The organism is Mycolicibacterium gilvum, assembly GCF_900454025.1.
Taxonomy (GTDB): Bacteria; Actinomycetota; Actinomycetes; order Mycobacteriales; family Mycobacteriaceae; genus Mycobacterium; species Mycobacterium gilvum.
Genome location: NZ_UGQM01000001.1, coordinates 4,312,884 through 4,328,336 on the forward strand (window position 1 = coordinate 4,312,884; position 15,453 = coordinate 4,328,336).

Sequence of the window (15,453 nt, forward strand, 5' to 3'; positions counted from 1 at the left end):
CACGGTCCCCGGGCCCGAGGTCACGCCTTGGTGAGCTGCTTCTCGTGGTAGAGCCGGGCCCACTCCGCCCGCGGACGGATCGAAGTGTCGACGTCGGCGGCCTTGGCGCGCAGAGCGCCGGCCGTGGCTTGGTCGCGGGGGGTCAGCTTGAACGGGTCCCAGCCGAAGAAACGGCAGGAGTTCTGCCAGGTGATCTTGTTGATGTCGGAATCGGACGCACCGGCCGCGTTCAGTTCGGCGAGCACCTGCTCGGGCGCGTCCGGCCAGAAGCAGTCCGAATGCGGGTAGTCGCACTCCCACGCGATGATGTCGATGCCGATCTCGTGGCGCAGCTTCAGCGACGTCTTGTCGGTGACGTAGCAGGCCAGCGAGTGCTCTCGGAAGACGTCCGACGGCAGCTTGTCCCCGAAGTCGCGGCGCAGCCACTTCTGGTTGGTGTAGTGCCGGTCGCTGCGGTCGAGATAGAACGGGATCCACCCGATCCCGCCCTCGGAGAACGCGAACTTCAGATCGGGGTAGTTGCGCATCGCCGGGCCCCACAGCAGGTCCTGTGCGCACATCGCCGAGACCTGGGTGGCCAGGATGATGAGGTTGTCGATCGGTGCGTTGGGCGCCATGCTGATCGCGCCGAAGCCGGTGCCGATGTGCAGGCACATCACCACGTTCTCCTCGGACAGGGTGCGGAAGACCGGACCCCAGTAGTCCTCGTCGTGGTAGCTCGGCAGACCTTCCAGGTGCGGCAGCTCGGGCATGGTGACCGCCCGGCAGCCCTTGGCCGCCACCCGGCGGATCTCGTTGCACATCCCCTCGGGCGTCCAGGTCGGCAGGATCGCGATCGGGATGAAGCGGTCAGGGTAGGAGCCCGCCCACTCGTCGATGTGCCAGTCGTTGTAGGCCGACACCATGACCAGGGTGACGTCTTCGCGGGTCATGTTGAGGTGACGGGCGGAAAACCCGGTGAAGGTCGGGAAGCACATCGAGGCGAGGATCCCGTTGCGGTTCATGTCGCGGACCCGCTCGTGGACGTCGTAGACCCCGGGGCGCATCTCGGCGAAGCCCGCCGGATCGCGTCCCCATTCCTCGGCGGGCCAGGAGACGACCGCGTTCAGGCCGCTGACACCCTGCGGGCGGCCCTGGTACATCCACTGGTCGACGCCCTTCTCGTCGGTGACGACGATGGGCGCCTCCTCTTTGTACTTCTCGGGGACATGGCGCAGGAACATGTCGGGCGGTTCGACCACGTGGTCGTCGATGCTCACCAGGATCAGATCGTCTTCACGCATAGTTCAGTAGTACCGTCTGCAGACGTGACCGTCTCTGCGTCTTCGGACAGAGTCTTGTCCGAAACGGCCAATCTGTCTCCGCGTCGGGTGATCGACCTCCGCCGCGGCGGCCGCGCGCTCGGTGGCAGCTACCTCTACGAGGGTGACGAGCTGATCACCGGCTGGCACTCCCATGACGTGCACCAGATCGAATACGCGCTGCACGGGGTCGTCGAGGTCGAGACCGACTCGGCGCACTACCTGCTCCCGCCCCAGCAGGCGGCGTGGATCCCGGCGGGTCTGGAACACCAGGCCGTGATGAACCCGGACGTCAAGACGGTGGCGGTGATGTTCGACCCCGCGCTGATCGCCGACGGCGGTGACCGCGCCCGCATCCTGGCGGTGTCGCCGCTGATCCGCGAGATGATGATCTACGCCCTGCGCTGGCCCATCGATCGAGGACCGGCCGACGCCGCCAGTGATGACACAGTCGCCGACGGCTTCTTCAGGACCATGGCGGCCCTGGTGTGCGAGGCCCTCGACCACGAGGCGCCTCTGAGCCTTCCCACCTCAGACCACCCCATCGTCGCCGCGGCGCTGGACTACACCAAACGGCACCTGGACACGGCGACCGCCGAAGAGGTCAGCCGGGCGGTGTCGGTGTCGGAGCGCACGCTTCGCCGCCTGTTCGCCGACACCCTCGGATTGCCTTGGCGCACATATCTTCTGCACGCCCGGATGCTGCGCGCCATGGCCCTGCTGGCAGCACCGGCCCAGTCGGTGCAGGAAACCGCCACCGCGGTCGGCTTCGACAGCGTCAGTTCGTTCACCCGCGCGTTCGCCCAGTTCTGCGGCGAGACGCCCTCGGCCTATCGCAAGCGGGTCGCCGATTCGGACTGACGAGCACGGTCACTCGCGGGTCACTCGCGGCGGAACAGACCCTCCCGCAACAGCGTGTCCACGGCACGCTGCCAGCGATCGAGCTGACGGGGGGTCGTGAACGGTTCGGACAGGTGACGGTCGAGGTGGTGGCGCAGGCTGATCGCGCCGAGCGCGAGAACCAGGCCGTTGATCGCAGCCCAGGTGATGTCGATGTCCGGTCGGACCTCCCCCCGGTCGATCCGCTGTTGCCAGCGGGCGATACCGCTGGCAAGGAGCGTGTCGAAGATCCTCGTGCCGATCGGGCTGCCGTCGGCCAGCGCGCGCCCCAGGTAGGCGACGACGTCGGGTTCCTCGGCGAACATCCTCGTGATCCGGTTCCCGATCTCGGCGACCGAATCGACGGGCGGTTCCGGCAGCGGTCGCGACATCGTGGTGACGACGAGCTTCATGACGTAGTCGTCGACCGCCTCGATCAGACCGGCCTTCGTGGCGAAGTGGTGCTGCACCAGACCCAGGGAGACCCCGGCCGCCGCTGCGACTCCCCGCAGCGTCGTCGCGGCGGCGCCGTGCTCGCCGAAGCTGTGCAATGCGGCCGCACGGATCCTCTCGATGTTGCGTGGCCCCTCGGACCCGATCCGGCCTGACACAGACTTCACATCAGCCACCGTAGACAACTTTGTCACCAAACCCGGTTCGACAATACAAACGTATTGTCCCTACGATACGGACGTACCGTCGCGTCAGCATGAACCAGGGGGGTGTCTATGTATCCGCTATCAATCGACGAGGACCCGTGGGCCGCGCCCTGCACGCGCGACCCGGACCGGTGGACCACCACGGCAGACGATGGCGCCAAGGCGCTCTGCCGCGCCTGCCCGCGCCGCTGGCAGTGCGCGAAGGAGGCGTGTGTGACGCCCGGTGCCGTCGGACTGTGGGCGGGAATCGTCCTGCCCGAAGGTGGCCGCAACCGTCAGTTCGCGCTCAAACAGCTGCGATCTCTGGCAGAACGGAACGGGTTCTCGGTCAGAAGGCGGTGACTTCGCTCACCGCTCGGGCACATCGGCGGGCCGCACCGACGCGTGTGTGGTCGCGATGAAATCGTCGAGAAGGTCGACAACGGCGTCGGGTTTCTCGACGTGCGGGAAGTGTCCGACCCCGTCGAGGATCTCCAGACGGCATCCCGGCCGATGCTGATCCAGCGCGAAACCGTGGTCGACGGGGATGATCCGGTCCTGATCGCCCCAGATGACCATCAGTGGGAGTTCGGTCGTCAGGTGCAGCTTGTTCAGCGCACTCACGGCCTGGCCGCGGTAGTCGACGACCGCCCGCAGCGTGCGCAGAAATGCGTGACGGGTGTGAGCGTCCGAGAGAGACGCGTACGCACTCCACATCTCGGCGCCGCGCGGTGACTGGATGTTCCTGGCGGAGAACCACGCGCGCACCCTGTCCCCTGCCCGGACCACCGGCGACGGAGCGATCAAGGGCAGGAGCAGCTCGGAGCCGGGAGCCGAGAGCAGTCGCAGAGTCCAGCCGACGTCCTGCCCGAGACCCCCACTGCTGATAAGGACCAGCCGGCGGCAGTAGTCGGGGTGCTGATAGACGAACTGCATCGCCACCCCACCACCCAGCGACTGGCCGACGACCGTGACGCTGCGGATGCCGAGTTCGTCGAGCAGGTCGCGCAACCACGCGGCGAATGCACCGAGGGAGTAGTCGCCCCGGGGCTTGGCCGAGCTGCCGTGCCCGAGCAGGTCGGGCGCGATGACCCGGTACCGCTTCGCCAGGTGCGGAATCACGGCACGCCACGTCTCCGAACTGCCCGCCATGCCGTGGAGGAGGAGCAGCGTCTCCTCACCGTCCCCCTCGTCCCGGTAGGCGCAACGGTCGCCGTGCAGATCCAGATACCGAAGATCGGTCGGTTCTGCGGGTTCCCCCGTCTCACGCCGAAATACGCCATGGTGACCCGCACATCTTCAACGGGCGGAGTCCCATCCCACAGATAAGAGGTTTCACAGATTTACCGACGGGTAATTACCCCGGCAGCCAGTCGCTTGCTCAGGAGGAAAACCCATGGCCGAGAGGGCCGAAGCCGCCACCGCCAGTTCCGATGACCCGTTCAACGAAACCGTCGCGACCACCGGGCTCTTCCTGATCATCACCGCGATCATCTCGCTGGCGTTCGCGCTGGCCAGCTGGGGCATGTCCGAGACCCTGATCGCGGGGTTCGCGGGAGCAATCGCGGTGGTGAGCTTCACGTCCAGCATTCTGTGCTTCAAGACCCAGGCGAGCGAGTCGCCGGCGCCGGTAGCCGCCGAGGTCGCCGCCTGACGCGGACGCACCTGCAGACGCGGTGACGGCCAGCCAAGCACCGCCTGCTTGCTGACACCCGTCTGAGGCCGTTGTTCTGACTGGTCAGCTCCACAAATTGAGTGCGGTCAGTCACTTGCAGAAACTCCCTCTGCGAACGTAGAGCAGCCGATTTCGACTGCCTGCGGGTTGACGCCCGAAAAGTATTTAGATGTGCGTAGTATGACGCCGTCGTCAATACTGTGGCGGCTCCTCGGAGCCGCGCAACGGGGCAGCACACGCTACGCCGGCATCTCCTCTGTCCGGTGTGGGCCGCTGCAGCAGATCGGAAGAGAAGCGCATGGATGTATCCGGCAGATATGTGGTCAACACCTCGGATCTCGACGAGGCCTCGGGCATCCTCGCGGCGACCTACAGCCGGATGCGCATCTCCCCCTGCACCCACACCAACGCGCACCGCTGGATCCGAATCTGGCGCACCCGCGTCGGGCCGATGACACTCGACGATGCAGAGATCACCGCCGACATCCACTACGAGTTGGACGCACCGCAGTGCGTCCTGCTGTGCCGCATCCGCGCCGGATCCCTCGATCTGCGCATCGGCGATCAGGTCACCTCCTTCGGCCGGGGCGAGTTGATCGCCGTGGTCGCCGACGGCGCGTCGATGGAGGGAGTCGCGCGACAGACGCGGTGCGATCTGGTGACGTTCGACAGGACATTGTGGGGCGAGGTGACCGCCGAGCGCGGAGACCGCCGCTTCGGCAGTCCGCTCAAGCGATTCAGCTCACCGATCAATCCGTCCGCGGGGCAACAGGTCGCCGATGTCATCGACCACATCCGCCGCTTCGTGGCGAACAATCCTCTCGTGGCTCGCGAACCTCTGGTGGCGGGCAGCGCGGCCCGATACCTCGCCGCGACGATGCTGACCGCGTTCCCGAGCGCCGGCTTCACGGTGTGAACGACGAAAGATACTGCGCTAGAACAGCTTTGCGCGTGCGCCCGATGACGCGAGAGTGCGGGCGGTGGGACTCGAACCCACACGTTCTCTCGAACACGGGCACCTAAAGCCCGCGCGTATCGCCAATTTCGCCACGCCCGCAGTGGGTGCGATCGTACCAATCTCGCCGTGTCAGAGCCTCCGCCTAGCCTATCCCTATCGGATGGGGGTGCTGATGACGCGATCGCTCGACGATTTCAAGGCTGTTCAGCGCCTGATCGCGGAGGGACTCACGGACTACGGCATATCCCGTCTGACCGGTATCCCAAGGCCTACAGTCCACGACTGGCGACACAAGCCGCCGCCGAGCTTGACCCGACCTGAGGCGGCGTCCCCTTGCGGCACGCTGCACGAATTCAGCGACCTACCCGCGCATGCCTACGCGTACCTACTGGGGCTGTACCTGGGTGACGGATGCATCGCTCGCGACCGCAGGTCGTGGCGGTTGCGGATCGCTTGCGACACCAGTTACCCCGCGATCATCGACCGGTGCCGCCAGGCGATCGATGCCGTCATGCCCCAGCAGCGCGCCGCTGTCGTCAAGAGAAAGGAGAATTGCGCGGAGGTCAATCAATACTCCAAACACTGGCCTTGCCTCTTTCCCCAGCACGGACCCGGGCGCAAGCACCATCGGCGAATCTCACTCGAACCGTGGCAGCAAGCGATTGTCGATCGTGAGACGGAGGAGTTCGTGCTCGGACTGATCCACAGCGACGGGTGCCGAGTTGTCGCCAACGACCGCGGTGTGCGCAGCGTCCGCTATCACTTCAGCAATCGGTCCGAGGACATCATCGGGCTGTTCACCGGGGCGCTGGACGCTCTGGGCATTCCGTGGCGACGGTCGAACGCCTATACCGTCTCTATTTACCGCAAGGCTGCAACCGCGCGTCTGGACGAGTTCATCGGACCGAAAGATCGCGCGGTACCGTTGACCCGTGTCCACTACACGGCGTAGGAGGCCGGCGCTCATCCTGTTGGCGACCGCCGCCGCCCTCGGCTGCCTGGCACTGGCGTGGTGGCAGTGGACGCGTTACGAATCGACGTCCGGCAGTTTCCAGAACCTCGGCTATGCGATGCAGTGGCCGTTGTTCGCGGGGTTCTGTTTCTACGCCTACTTCAAGTTCGTGCGCTACGAGGAAGCCCCGCCCGAGCTGCACCCCCAGGATGCGGTCACCGAGATCCCGGCCGGCCTGCTGCCCGAACGTCCCCGACCCACGACCCCGCGCGGGGTCGAACCCGACGACGCCGTCGGTACCGATCCCGATGACGCCGATCCCGCCCTGCGCGAGTACAACGCCTACCTGGCGGAGCTGGCCAGGACAGACGACGAGACCCCAGCAGACAAGAGGACCCGGTAAGTGACCGCACCCCAATCCCCCTCCCCCCTCACCCCCGTCGAGTCGATCCGGAAGGCGCTCACCGGCTATCGCGTGCTTGCCTGGGCGACCGGGTTGTGGCTCATCGCTCTCTGCTACGAGATGGTGATGAAGTACGGGTTCAACGACGACTCGTTGGGCTGGATCGCCGTCGTGCACGGCTGGGTGTACTTCGTCTATCTGCTCTTCACCGCCAACCTCGCCGTCAAGGTGCGCTGGCCCATCGCCAAGACGGTCGGTGTCCTGCTGGCGGGGACGGTCCCGCTGGTGGGGCTCATCGTCGAGCATTTCCAGACCCAGAACATCAAGGCGCAGTTCGGGATCTAGCTACACTCGACCGGGATGTCAGTCAGCCTCGGCGCTGCCCCGGCGGGCCCGCCGAGCGCACCGCCCATCCACCACCGCGATCATGCGCGGGATCCCGCCCTCACGGGCCTGCGGGCCGTCGCGGCCCTGCTCGTCGTCGGCACCCACGCCGCCTTCGCCACCGGTTATCTCACGCACGGCTACCTCGGCACGATGGCGGCCCGGATGGACATCGGCGTCGCACTGTTCTTCGTGCTCAGCGGATTCCTGCTCTTCCAGCCCTGGGTGAGTGCGGCAGCCGAGGGCCGGCCCGCGCCGTCGGTGCGCCGCTACGGCCGACGCCGAGTGCGTCGCATCGTCCCCGCATACCTGATCACCGTCGTCGCGGTGTTCGAGATCTACACCGTCTTCACCCCCGGCCCGAACCCCGGCCAGACCTGGTCGGGCCTGCTGCGGCATCTGACCTTCACCCAGATCTACTCCGACGACTACCTGGCGACAATGCTGCATCCCGGCCTCTCGCAGATGTGGAGTCTCGCCGTCGAGGTCTCCTTCTATCTCGCGCTGCCCGCGCTGGCGTTCGCAATCTTCCCGATCGCCTGCCGGAGGCGCTGGCACCCCGGGCGCGCGCTGGCCGCCATCGCAGTGCTCGCCGCCGTCTCACCGGTCTGGACGCTGGCCGCGACCACCACCGACGTCCTGCCGAACTCCGCCGGGATGTGGCTGCCCGCCCACCTCGCCTGGTTCGCGGGAGGTATGGCGCTGGCCGTGCTGCGCGCAACGGGTGCGCGCTGCCCCACCGCCGTCGCGCTGCCGCTGGCAGGCTTGCTGTACCTGGTGGTGTCCACTCCGCTCGGCGGCACGATTGCCGGTCCCGACCCCGCGTGGGTGCCGGTAATGAAGTCCACGCTGTATGCCGTCATCGCCACGCTGGCCGTGGCCCCGGCGGCCCTCGCAAGCCGGGATTCCTACTCGCGGGTGCTCGCCAGCAGACCGATGGTGTGGCTGGGTGAGATCTCCTACGAGATCTTCCTCGTGCACGTCGCGGTGATGGCGCTGACCATGAACCTCGTGCTGGACTGGCCGCTGTTCACCGGTTCGATGCCCGGGCTGATCGCAGCGACACTGGTGCTCACCATCCCACCGGCATGGCTACTGCACACGGTCACCCGACCTCAGGTCAGAGATCGCAAAGCGGGCAGCAGTGCCTCCAACGCCCTGCCGCGGTGCGACGACGCGTCCTTCTCCTCGGGCCGGAGTTCGGCCGCCGACCTCTCCGAACCGGCGGGCAGGAACACCGGGTCGTAGCCGAATCCGCCGTCGCCGCGCGGCTCCCGCAGGATGGTGCCTCTCCACTCACCGCGCACCACCCGGCAGTCCGCCTCACCGGGTCCGGACACCAGCGCACACGCCGACACGAACGCCGCGCCGCGCCGCGCGTCGGGCACGTCGCGGATCTGACCGAGCAGCAGCGCGGTGTTGGCGGCGTCGTCACCGTGGCGTCCGGACCACCGGGCGCTGAGCACCCCCGGCATCCCGTTGAGGGCGTCCACCTCCAGACCGGAATCGTCGGCCACCGTGGGCAGACCCGTCGCGGCGAACGCGTCCCGCGCCTTGGCCAGGGCGTTCTCCTCGAAGGTCGCGCCCGTCTCCGGCGCCTCGTCGAAGGCCGGCACGTCGTCGAGGGAGACCAGCGTCAGCCCGGTCACCCCGGCGGCGTCGAGCACCCGCCGCAACTCGGCGAGCTTCTTGCGGTTGCGCGACGCGACCAGTAACCGGGTCAGCTTCCGAACGCTTTCTTCGCCGGTTCGGCGGACTCCGGGAGTGTGCCGGGATACGGCAATTCCAGTGCCGCGCGCTGGATCTCGAACAGCTGGTCACATGCCGCCATTGCCGCGTCGAGCATCTTGTCCAGCGTGGAACGCGGGAACGTCGCACCTTCGCCGGTGCCCTGGATCTCGACGAGCGTGCCGGTGTCGGTCGCGACCACGTTCATGTCGACCTCGGCGCGCGAATCCTCGGTGTAGGGCAGGTCGACGCGGACACGGCCGTCGACGACGCCCACGCTGACCGCGGCGATCGCGCACGACAGCGGCCGCGGATCCGACAGCTTGCCCGCGGCGCCCAGATAGGTGACTGCGTCCGACAGCGCGACGAACGCACCGGTGATCGCCGCCGTGCGGGTGCCGCCGTCAGCCTGCAGCACGTCGCAGTCGATCGCGATGGTGTTCTCCCCCAGCGCCGCAAGGTCGATGCACGCCCGCAGCGACCGACCGACCAACCGGCTGATCTCCTGGGTCCTGCCGCCGACCCGGCCCTTGACCGACTCGCGGTCCGAGCGGTCGTGGGTGGCCGCCGGCAGCATCGCGTACTCGGCGGTGAGCCAGCCCTGGCCGGAACCCTTACGCCACCTCGGCACGCCCTCGGTCACGCTCGCGGTGCACATCACCCGGGTCTCGCCGAATTCCACCAGCACCGATCCCGCCGGATGCGTCGTGAAACCGCGGGTAATGGTGACCGGGCGCAATTCGTCGTCGAGCCGGCCGTCTTCTCGTCTGGACACGGGGCAACCCTATCCGGTCCCCCGCGCACGTTCCCTCAGGAGCGGGAGACCTCGAAGGTCTCGTTGCACACGACGGCGTGCACAGGGCCGTCGAATTCGGCCTTCGCCTCGCTGATCACGTCCTCGCGCGACGTCCAGGGCGGAATGTGTGTCAGGAGCAGCTCACCCACACCCGCATTGGCCGCCGCACGCCCCGCCTCGGTGCCCGACAGGTGCAGCCGGGGTGGACGGTCCGGCGAGTGCGTCCACGACGCCTCGCACAGGAAGACGTCGGCGTCGCGGGCCAGTTCGATCAACTGGTCGCAGTAGCCGGTGTCGCCGCTGTAGACCAGCGTCGCACCGGACGGATCGGTGATGCGCATGCCGTAGGACTCGGTGGGGTGACACACCACCCGGGGCAGGATCGTCAGCGCGCCGATCTCGACGGGCTGCGCGTCGACCCAGTGACGGATGTCGAAGATGTCGGTGAAGTCGTCGATCTCGCCGCCCTCGGGTGACGACGCGGCGCCCAGCCGGGCCCAGGTGTTCGCGGGCCCGTAGACGACGCCGCGCTCGGGGGCCGGCGTCGGGTGGTACCGGCGCCAGACGAACAGCCCGGGCAAATCGAGGCAGTGGTCGGCATGCAGGTGCGACAGGAGCACGTGCACTGAGTTGGGATCGGCGTGGCGCTGCAGCGCTCCGAGCACGCCCCCGCCGAAGTCGAGCACCAGCGGCGGAGTGTCGGGGGCGGTGACGAGATATCCGGACGCGGGCGAATCAGGACCGACAACACTGCCGGAACAACCGAGTACGGTGATTCGCACGCTCACTAGCTTGCCATGCCCGCGTGCGGCGTGGCGAAAACATCGCCGCTTTAGGCGATGAACGTCATGTCCGGAGGCGCGCGTGACGCGTCACGGGCCGCACTCCGTCCAGTGACGGCCCCAGGAACCGCGCGGCGAGCGCGGTGAAGGCGTCCGGGTCGCCGGTCGCCTCGAACACGCGCCTCGCCGGCGCCGCGGGATCGCCTGTGTGCGGTTTGAGCAACTCACGTTCGGTCAGCACACGAAGCAGATCCTTGGCCGTCTCCTCGGCGCTCGACACCAACGTGACGTGGTCCCCCATCGCCAGCTGGATCAGCCCCGACAGCATCGGATAGTGCGTGCAGCCCAACACCAGCGTGTCGACCTGCGCCCGCTGCAACGGCTCCAGGTACGCCTCGGCGAGGCCGAGAACCTGCCGTCCGCTGGTCACGCCACGCTCGACGAAGTCGACGAACCGCGGGCACGCGACGCCGAACACCTCGATGTCGCGCGCCGCGGCGAACGAGTCCTGATAGGCGCCCGACGCGATCGTCGCGGCGGTGCCGATGACCCCGATGCGACCGTTGCGCGTCGCGGCGACCGCACGCCGGACCGCCGGCAGGATCACCTCCACCACCGGGATCGGCGCATAGCGTTCGCGCGCGTCGCGCAGACAGGCCGACGACGCGGAGTTGCACGCGATCACCAGGGCCTTGATCCCGCGCCCCGCCAGGTCGTCACCGATGGCGAGCGCATGGGCACGGATCTGCGGGATGGTCAGCGGCCCGTACGGGCCGTTGCCGGTGTCGCCGACGTAGATGATGTCCTCGTCGGGCAGCTGGTCGATCACCGCGCGGGCGACCGTCAACCCGCCCACGCCCGAGTCGAAGATCCCGATCGGGCGCATCGCGTCGGGGTTCATGTGGTCCGCGGTCACGTGTTCAGTGACGGCGGACGGACCGGTCGTCGCAGCGCCCGCGTCTTACGTTCGGGCCCCGACAGGAGGTAGGCCGCGAGCACACCGGCCAGCGCTCCGCACAGGTGACCCTGCCAGGAGACACCGAACGTGCCGGGCAACACCCCGAGCAGGATGCCGCCGTAGATGAAGAACACCACGACGCCGACGACGATCTCCCACACCGTGCGGGTGAAGAACCCGAACACGATCAGGAACGTCAGCCAGCCGAAGATGAGCCCGGACGCGCCGATGTGGTTGGTCTCCACGATCACGCCGTTGTAGGTCGGCGCCCCCACGTTGCCGATGAGCCAGGTTCCCAAGCCTCCGGCGAACCAGATGATCGCCGTCGCGAAGATGAACCGCGACAGCCCGGCCAACGTCATCAGAAACCCGAGCACCAACGCCGGTCCGGTGTTGGCGATCAGATGTTCCCAATTCGAGTGCAGCAGCGGGGCGACCAGGATGCCGGTCAACCCGTCGGTCTCCAGCGGACGGATCCCGTTGTCGTCCAACCGATGTCCGGTCAGCGTGTCGAAAAGCTCGATGAGCCACAGCAGTACGACGAACGAGACGACGGTGACGCCGCCGACCACCCACACGGGCCGCTTCGCAGGCCCCGCAGGCTGGAGCGGATATCCACCGGTGCCCGTCATGCCCACAGTTGCCCTTCCAACGCGTCCTCCGCGTCATCCAGGCTACCGGCGTACGCGCCGGTCGACAGATACTTCCACCCCGCGTCACAGACGGTGAACGCGATGTCGGCCCGCTCCCCCGCCTTGACGGCCCGGGCCGCCATTCCCAGTGCCGCGTGCAGGATCGCCCCCGTGGAGATGCCCGCGAAGATGCCCTCCACCTGCACGAGCTCCCGGGTCCGCCGGATCGCGTCGTAGGCGCCCACCGCGAAGCGGGTCGTCAGGATCTCCGGGTCGTACAGCTCGGGGATGAACCCTTCGTCGATGTTGCGCAGCGCGTAGACACCTTCGCCGTATCGGGGTTCGGCCGCCACGATCTGCACGCCGGGCACATGTTCGCGCAGGTAGCGTCCGGTCCCCATCAGCGTGCCCGTCGTGCCGAGGCCGGCGACGAAGTGGGTGATCTCCGGCAGGTCGGCGAGCAGCTCGGGACCCGTTCCCTCGTAGTGGGCCAGCGCGTTGGACGGGTTGCCGTACTGATACAGCATCACCCACGAAGGGTTCTGCAGCGCAAGCTCTTTCGCGTGCGCGACGGCGGTATTGGAGCCGCCCTCGGCCGGGGAGTAGATGATGCGGGCGCCGTAGAGCTCGAGGAGCTGCCGACGTTCGATCGAGGTGTTCTCCGGCATCACGCAGACCATCTGGTAGCCCTTGAGCAGCGCCGCCATCGCCAGGGAGATCCCGGTGTTGCCGCTCGTCGGCTCCAGGATCGTCGCACCGGGGTGCAGCCGCCCTTCACGTTCGGCGTCCTCGATCATCCGCAGCGCCGGCCGGTCCTTGATCGAGCCCGTCGGGTTGCGGTCCTCGAGTTTGGCCCACAGCCGGACGTGCGGTTCGCCGTGCTCGCCGTCGTTCCAGCGGGGTGAGAGACGCTGCAGGCCGACCAGCGGGGTGTCGCCGAGAGCCTGCAGGAGTGAGTCGTACCGGGTCACGGAGGCTACTTATCCGCCTGCTACGGCGGGCAGGATCGTCACCGAGTCGCCGTCGGAGATCGCGGTGTCCAGACCGCCGGAGAACCGCACGTCCTCGTCATTGACGTAGATGTTGACGAAACGGTGCAGCTTGCCCGAGTTGTCGGAGTCGACGAGGCGTTCCGAGATGCCCGAGTAATTCGCCTCCAGGTCCGCGATCACCGCCTGCAGGGTGTCCCCGGAGGCCGAGACACGCTTCTCACCACCGGTGTGGGTGCGCAGGATGGTGGGGATGGACACGGAAACGGTCATGGGACGGACTCCTTCGAATTTCTAGTACTGCTCGACGATGGTGACGGGCTCTTCGGTGACGACGCCGTCGGCGATGCGATAGCTGCGTATCTCGTGCTCATCGGGGTCGCGGGTGGAGATCAGCACGTAGTGCGCATCCGGCTCGGACGCCAGGGCGATGTCGGTGCGGCTCGGGTACGCCTCCGTGCCGGTGTGGGAGTGGTAGATGACGACCGGCGCCTCGTCGGCGTCCTCCATCGCGCGCCACACCTTCAGCTGTTCGCCGGAGTCGAACCGGTAGAACGTCGGCGAACGCTCGGCGTTGACCATCGGGATGTAGCGCTCGGGCCGGTCGGAACCCTCCGGTCCCGCGAGGACGCCGCACGCCTCGTCGGGATGATCGGCGCGGGCATGGGCCACCATGGCCTCGACCAGGTCGGCTCGGATCGTCAGCACTGCGTCCCTCTCTCGAAGCGCGTCACGCAAACGCTCCGGGTAACAGCTCACGGTAGGTGGGTATTCCCGCCACCCGCTCGGCGGCCAGGACGGCGACCAGGACGGCGCGGGCCAGAACCTCGGCGGCCGCCGCGCCCACCGCGGTGACCAACGGCAACTCCGGGGTCATCGACGCAGGGGTGGTCGGATCCGGGTTCACCTCGACGGCGCCGGTGGCCAGCGCGAAGACGGTGTCGCCGTCCTGCGGTGTATGGCACGGGTTGATCGTGCGCGCCAGACCGTCCTGGGCCGCCACGGCAACCCGGCTGCACGCGGCCTTGCTGAGTGCGGCGTCGGTGGCCACCACCGCGATCGTGGTGTTCAGCGGGCTCAGCTCGCCGTGCCGGTCGGAGTAGGCGCTGCGCTGATCCGCCGGCGGCGCGACCAGACCGAACTCCTCCGCGTGCGCGGCGAGCCAGGGCAGTCCGGTGCGGGGATCGACGACGTCGCCGGCCGAGTTCACCACGACCAGCGCGCCGACGGTGACACCCGAGTCCAGCGTCGTCGACGCCGTGCCGACCCCGCCCTTGAGGACACCGGCGCGGGCGCCGACCCCGGCTCCGACGCTTCCGATGGCGGCGTCGGCACCCGCCGTCTCCGCGGCGCGATAGCCGAAGGCCGCGTCCGGGCGGCACCGCCAGCCGCCGACCGGCAGGTCGAAGATGACCGCCGCGGGCACGATCGGCACGACGCCGCCGTCGAGCGCGACACCGCGGCCCTGCTCTTCGAGCCAGGCCATGACGCCGTCGGCGGCGGCGAGCCCGAAGGCGCTGCCGCCGGTCAGCACGACCGCGTCGACGTGGCGCACCGAGTTGGCGGGCGCGAGCAGATCGGTCTCCCGACTTCCCGGGGCGCCTCCGCGGCTGTCCACCGCGCCGACCGTGCCCGGGGGCGTCAGGACGACGGTGGTGCCGGTCGCCCAGCCCGAGCCGAGTGTCGGGTCGGCGTCGATCGCATGGTGGTGCCCGACCCGGATCCCGCCGACATCGGTGATGGAGCCACTCACCGGGTGTCCCCGGTCCCCGCGCCGTTTCCCGCGAGGCTCATCGCGACCCGCCCATCAGGCTGACCACCAGATACTCCTGCAGCACGGTCAACCACTGGTAGACGTCGAGGTGACCGGACATCGGATGATCGCCGGGGAGACGGTCGGGCCCGTCGGCTCCGATGTCGAGCATCGTGCCGAGCGCCAGGCGCACATCGTTGACGGCCGAGGCCCACGCGTGGGCATCCTGCTCGGAGAGTTCGAACTTGCCGCCGGCGGCGGGCAGGGTGTCGAGCAGGCGTTGCGCCGCTTCCCGTTTGGCGTCGAGGATCTCGGGCTCGTGCAGGCTGCGCAGCGCGCTGTTCAAGCTCTCCGCGGCCGACGAACCGGCCGGATGCTCGGTGGCGGGACGGTAGAAGTCCGGCAACAGGCGCTTCATCGTATCGTCCTGCGGGGCAACGGAATTGCCCGTCCGCATGCCGGTGATCTCGGCGAGTTCGTCCCTCGGCGCGGACGCCTCGCGGTCGTCGAGCATGCCGAGCAGCGATGTGACCAGGCTGCTCAGGAGCTCTGCCTCGTGGGCGGCCAGCGCCGACCGAAACCGGGGACCGGAGGGACCCTCAACCCGCTTCCACTTACGCACAGC

The 15,453-nt window shown here is 68.1% G+C and carries 20 protein-coding genes, 1 tRNA gene and 1 pseudogene; 8 read left to right on the top strand and 14 right to left on the bottom strand.

The features are described from left to right. Positions 1-20: 20 nt before the first annotated feature. Positions 21-1,283, bottom strand: coding sequence for an amidohydrolase family protein (locus DYE23_RS20095; protein WP_011893251.1), 1,263 nt, complete (start codon positions 1,281-1,283; stop codon positions 21-23). A gap of 24 nt (positions 1,284-1,307) precedes the next feature. On the opposite strand from DYE23_RS20095, the gene DYE23_RS20100 reads away from it, so the two are divergent. Beyond that, a complete protein-coding gene (locus tag DYE23_RS20100; RefSeq protein ID WP_041787784.1) occupies positions 1,308-2,162 on the top strand; it encodes an AraC family transcriptional regulator in 855 nt (284 codons plus the stop codon). A 20-nt stretch (positions 2,163-2,182) separates the two neighbouring features. Here the strand turns inward: DYE23_RS20100 and DYE23_RS20105 are convergent, their stop codons facing one another. Beyond that, on the bottom strand, positions 2,183-2,800 hold the full coding sequence (locus DYE23_RS20105; protein ID WP_013471199.1) for a TetR/AcrR family transcriptional regulator: 618 nt from the start codon (positions 2,798-2,800) through the stop codon (positions 2,183-2,185). A 108-nt stretch (positions 2,801-2,908) separates the two neighbouring features. On the opposite strand from DYE23_RS20105, the gene DYE23_RS20110 reads away from it, so the two are divergent. Continuing rightward, positions 2,909-3,181 carry a WhiB family transcriptional regulator gene (locus DYE23_RS20110; RefSeq protein ID WP_011893248.1) on the top strand — a complete coding sequence of 91 codons (273 nt, stop codon included), beginning with the start codon at positions 2,909-2,911 and terminating at the stop codon, positions 3,179-3,181. A gap of 6 nt (positions 3,182-3,187) precedes the next feature. Here the strand turns inward: DYE23_RS20110 and DYE23_RS20115 are convergent, their stop codons facing one another. Further along, positions 3,188-4,045, bottom strand: coding sequence for an alpha/beta fold hydrolase (locus tag DYE23_RS20115; RefSeq protein ID WP_115327990.1), 858 nt, complete (start codon positions 4,043-4,045; stop codon positions 3,188-3,190). A 169-nt stretch (positions 4,046-4,214) separates the two neighbouring features. Here DYE23_RS20115 and DYE23_RS20120 point away from each other — a divergent pair, with 169 nt between their 5' ends. Next, positions 4,215-4,472 carry a hypothetical protein gene (locus DYE23_RS20120; RefSeq protein WP_011893246.1) on the top strand — a complete coding sequence of 86 codons (258 nt, stop codon included), beginning with the start codon at positions 4,215-4,217 and terminating at the stop codon, positions 4,470-4,472. Between the two features lie 319 nt (positions 4,473-4,791). Next, positions 4,792-5,409 (top strand): hypothetical protein, encoded by a 618-nt coding sequence (locus tag DYE23_RS20125; protein ID WP_011893245.1) that lies wholly within the window; start codon positions 4,792-4,794, stop codon positions 5,407-5,409. A 56-nt stretch (positions 5,410-5,465) separates the two neighbouring features. Here DYE23_RS20125 and DYE23_RS20130 read toward each other — a convergent pair. Beyond that, positions 5,466-5,550 (bottom strand) — tRNA-Leu (locus DYE23_RS20130). A gap of 61 nt (positions 5,551-5,611) precedes the next feature. On the opposite strand from DYE23_RS20130, the gene DYE23_RS20135 reads away from it, so the two are divergent. The 4 genes and pseudogenes from DYE23_RS20135 to DYE23_RS20150 all read left to right on the top strand — a co-directional run. After that, on the top strand, positions 5,612-6,403 hold the full coding sequence (locus DYE23_RS20135) for a hypothetical protein (protein WP_435404794.1): 792 nt from the start codon (positions 5,612-5,614) through the stop codon (positions 6,401-6,403). Further along, positions 6,384-6,806, top strand: a complete 423-nt coding sequence (locus DYE23_RS20140; protein ID WP_099961460.1) for a hypothetical protein — start codon at positions 6,384-6,386, stop codon at positions 6,804-6,806. The genes DYE23_RS20135 and DYE23_RS20140 overlap by 20 nt, the downstream gene beginning before the upstream one ends. Then, positions 6,807-7,151, top strand: a complete 345-nt coding sequence (locus DYE23_RS20145; protein ID WP_011893242.1) for a DUF3817 domain-containing protein — start codon at positions 6,807-6,809, stop codon at positions 7,149-7,151. Positions 7,152-7,166: 15 nt separating this feature from the next. Next, positions 7,167-8,276 (top strand): annotated as a pseudogene (locus DYE23_RS20150) (acyltransferase family protein); the annotation flags it as partial. Positions 8,277-8,305: 29 nt separating this feature from the next. Here DYE23_RS20150 and rdgB read toward each other — a convergent pair. The 10 genes from rdgB to aosR are packed head-to-tail and all read right to left on the bottom strand — an operon-like array spanning position 8,306 to position 15,450. Further along, positions 8,306-8,914: an RdgB/HAM1 family non-canonical purine NTP pyrophosphatase gene (gene rdgB, locus DYE23_RS20155; RefSeq protein ID WP_099961459.1), complete on the bottom strand. Its 609-nt coding sequence runs from the start codon at positions 8,912-8,914 to the stop codon at positions 8,306-8,308. Continuing rightward, on the bottom strand, positions 8,911-9,693 hold the full coding sequence (rph, locus tag DYE23_RS20160; protein WP_011893239.1) for a ribonuclease PH: 783 nt from the start codon (positions 9,691-9,693) through the stop codon (positions 8,911-8,913). The genes rdgB and rph overlap by 4 nt, the downstream gene beginning before the upstream one ends. 35 nt (positions 9,694-9,728) lie before the next feature. Next, positions 9,729-10,502 carry a cyclic nucleotide-degrading phosphodiesterase gene (locus tag DYE23_RS20165; protein WP_011893238.1) on the bottom strand — a complete coding sequence of 258 codons (774 nt, stop codon included), beginning with the start codon at positions 10,500-10,502 and terminating at the stop codon, positions 9,729-9,731. Between the two features lie 58 nt (positions 10,503-10,560). Continuing rightward, positions 10,561-11,397 carry a glutamate racemase gene (gene murI / locus DYE23_RS20170; protein ID WP_115329046.1) on the bottom strand — a complete coding sequence of 279 codons (837 nt, stop codon included), beginning with the start codon at positions 11,395-11,397 and terminating at the stop codon, positions 10,561-10,563. An 11-nt stretch (positions 11,398-11,408) separates the two neighbouring features. After that, a complete protein-coding gene (locus tag DYE23_RS20175; RefSeq protein WP_372516253.1) occupies positions 11,409-12,092 on the bottom strand; it encodes a rhomboid family intramembrane serine protease in 684 nt (227 codons plus the stop codon). Continuing rightward, positions 12,083-13,057, bottom strand: a complete 975-nt coding sequence (locus tag DYE23_RS20180) for a cysteine synthase (RefSeq protein WP_011893235.1) — start codon at positions 13,055-13,057, stop codon at positions 12,083-12,085. Before DYE23_RS20180 ends, DYE23_RS20175 begins: the two co-directional genes overlap by 10 nt. Positions 13,058-13,066: 9 nt before the next feature. Continuing rightward, complete coding sequence (locus DYE23_RS20185) at positions 13,067-13,348, bottom strand: MoaD/ThiS family protein (protein ID WP_011893234.1); 282 nt, start codon at positions 13,346-13,348, stop codon at positions 13,067-13,069. A gap of 21 nt (positions 13,349-13,369) precedes the next feature. Next, entirely contained in the window at positions 13,370-13,783 is a 414-nt protein-coding gene (locus tag DYE23_RS20190; RefSeq protein WP_115327991.1) for a M67 family metallopeptidase, read from the bottom strand. 22 nt (positions 13,784-13,805) lie between these two features. After that, positions 13,806-14,828: a P1 family peptidase gene (locus DYE23_RS20195; protein ID WP_115327992.1), complete on the bottom strand. Its 1,023-nt coding sequence runs from the start codon at positions 14,826-14,828 to the stop codon at positions 13,806-13,808. Between the two features lie 37 nt (positions 14,829-14,865). Continuing rightward, positions 14,866-15,450, bottom strand: a complete 585-nt coding sequence (gene aosR / locus DYE23_RS20200; protein WP_099961458.1) for an oxidative stress transcriptional regulator AosR — start codon at positions 15,448-15,450, stop codon at positions 14,866-14,868. Positions 15,451-15,453: the final 3 nt, after the last annotated feature.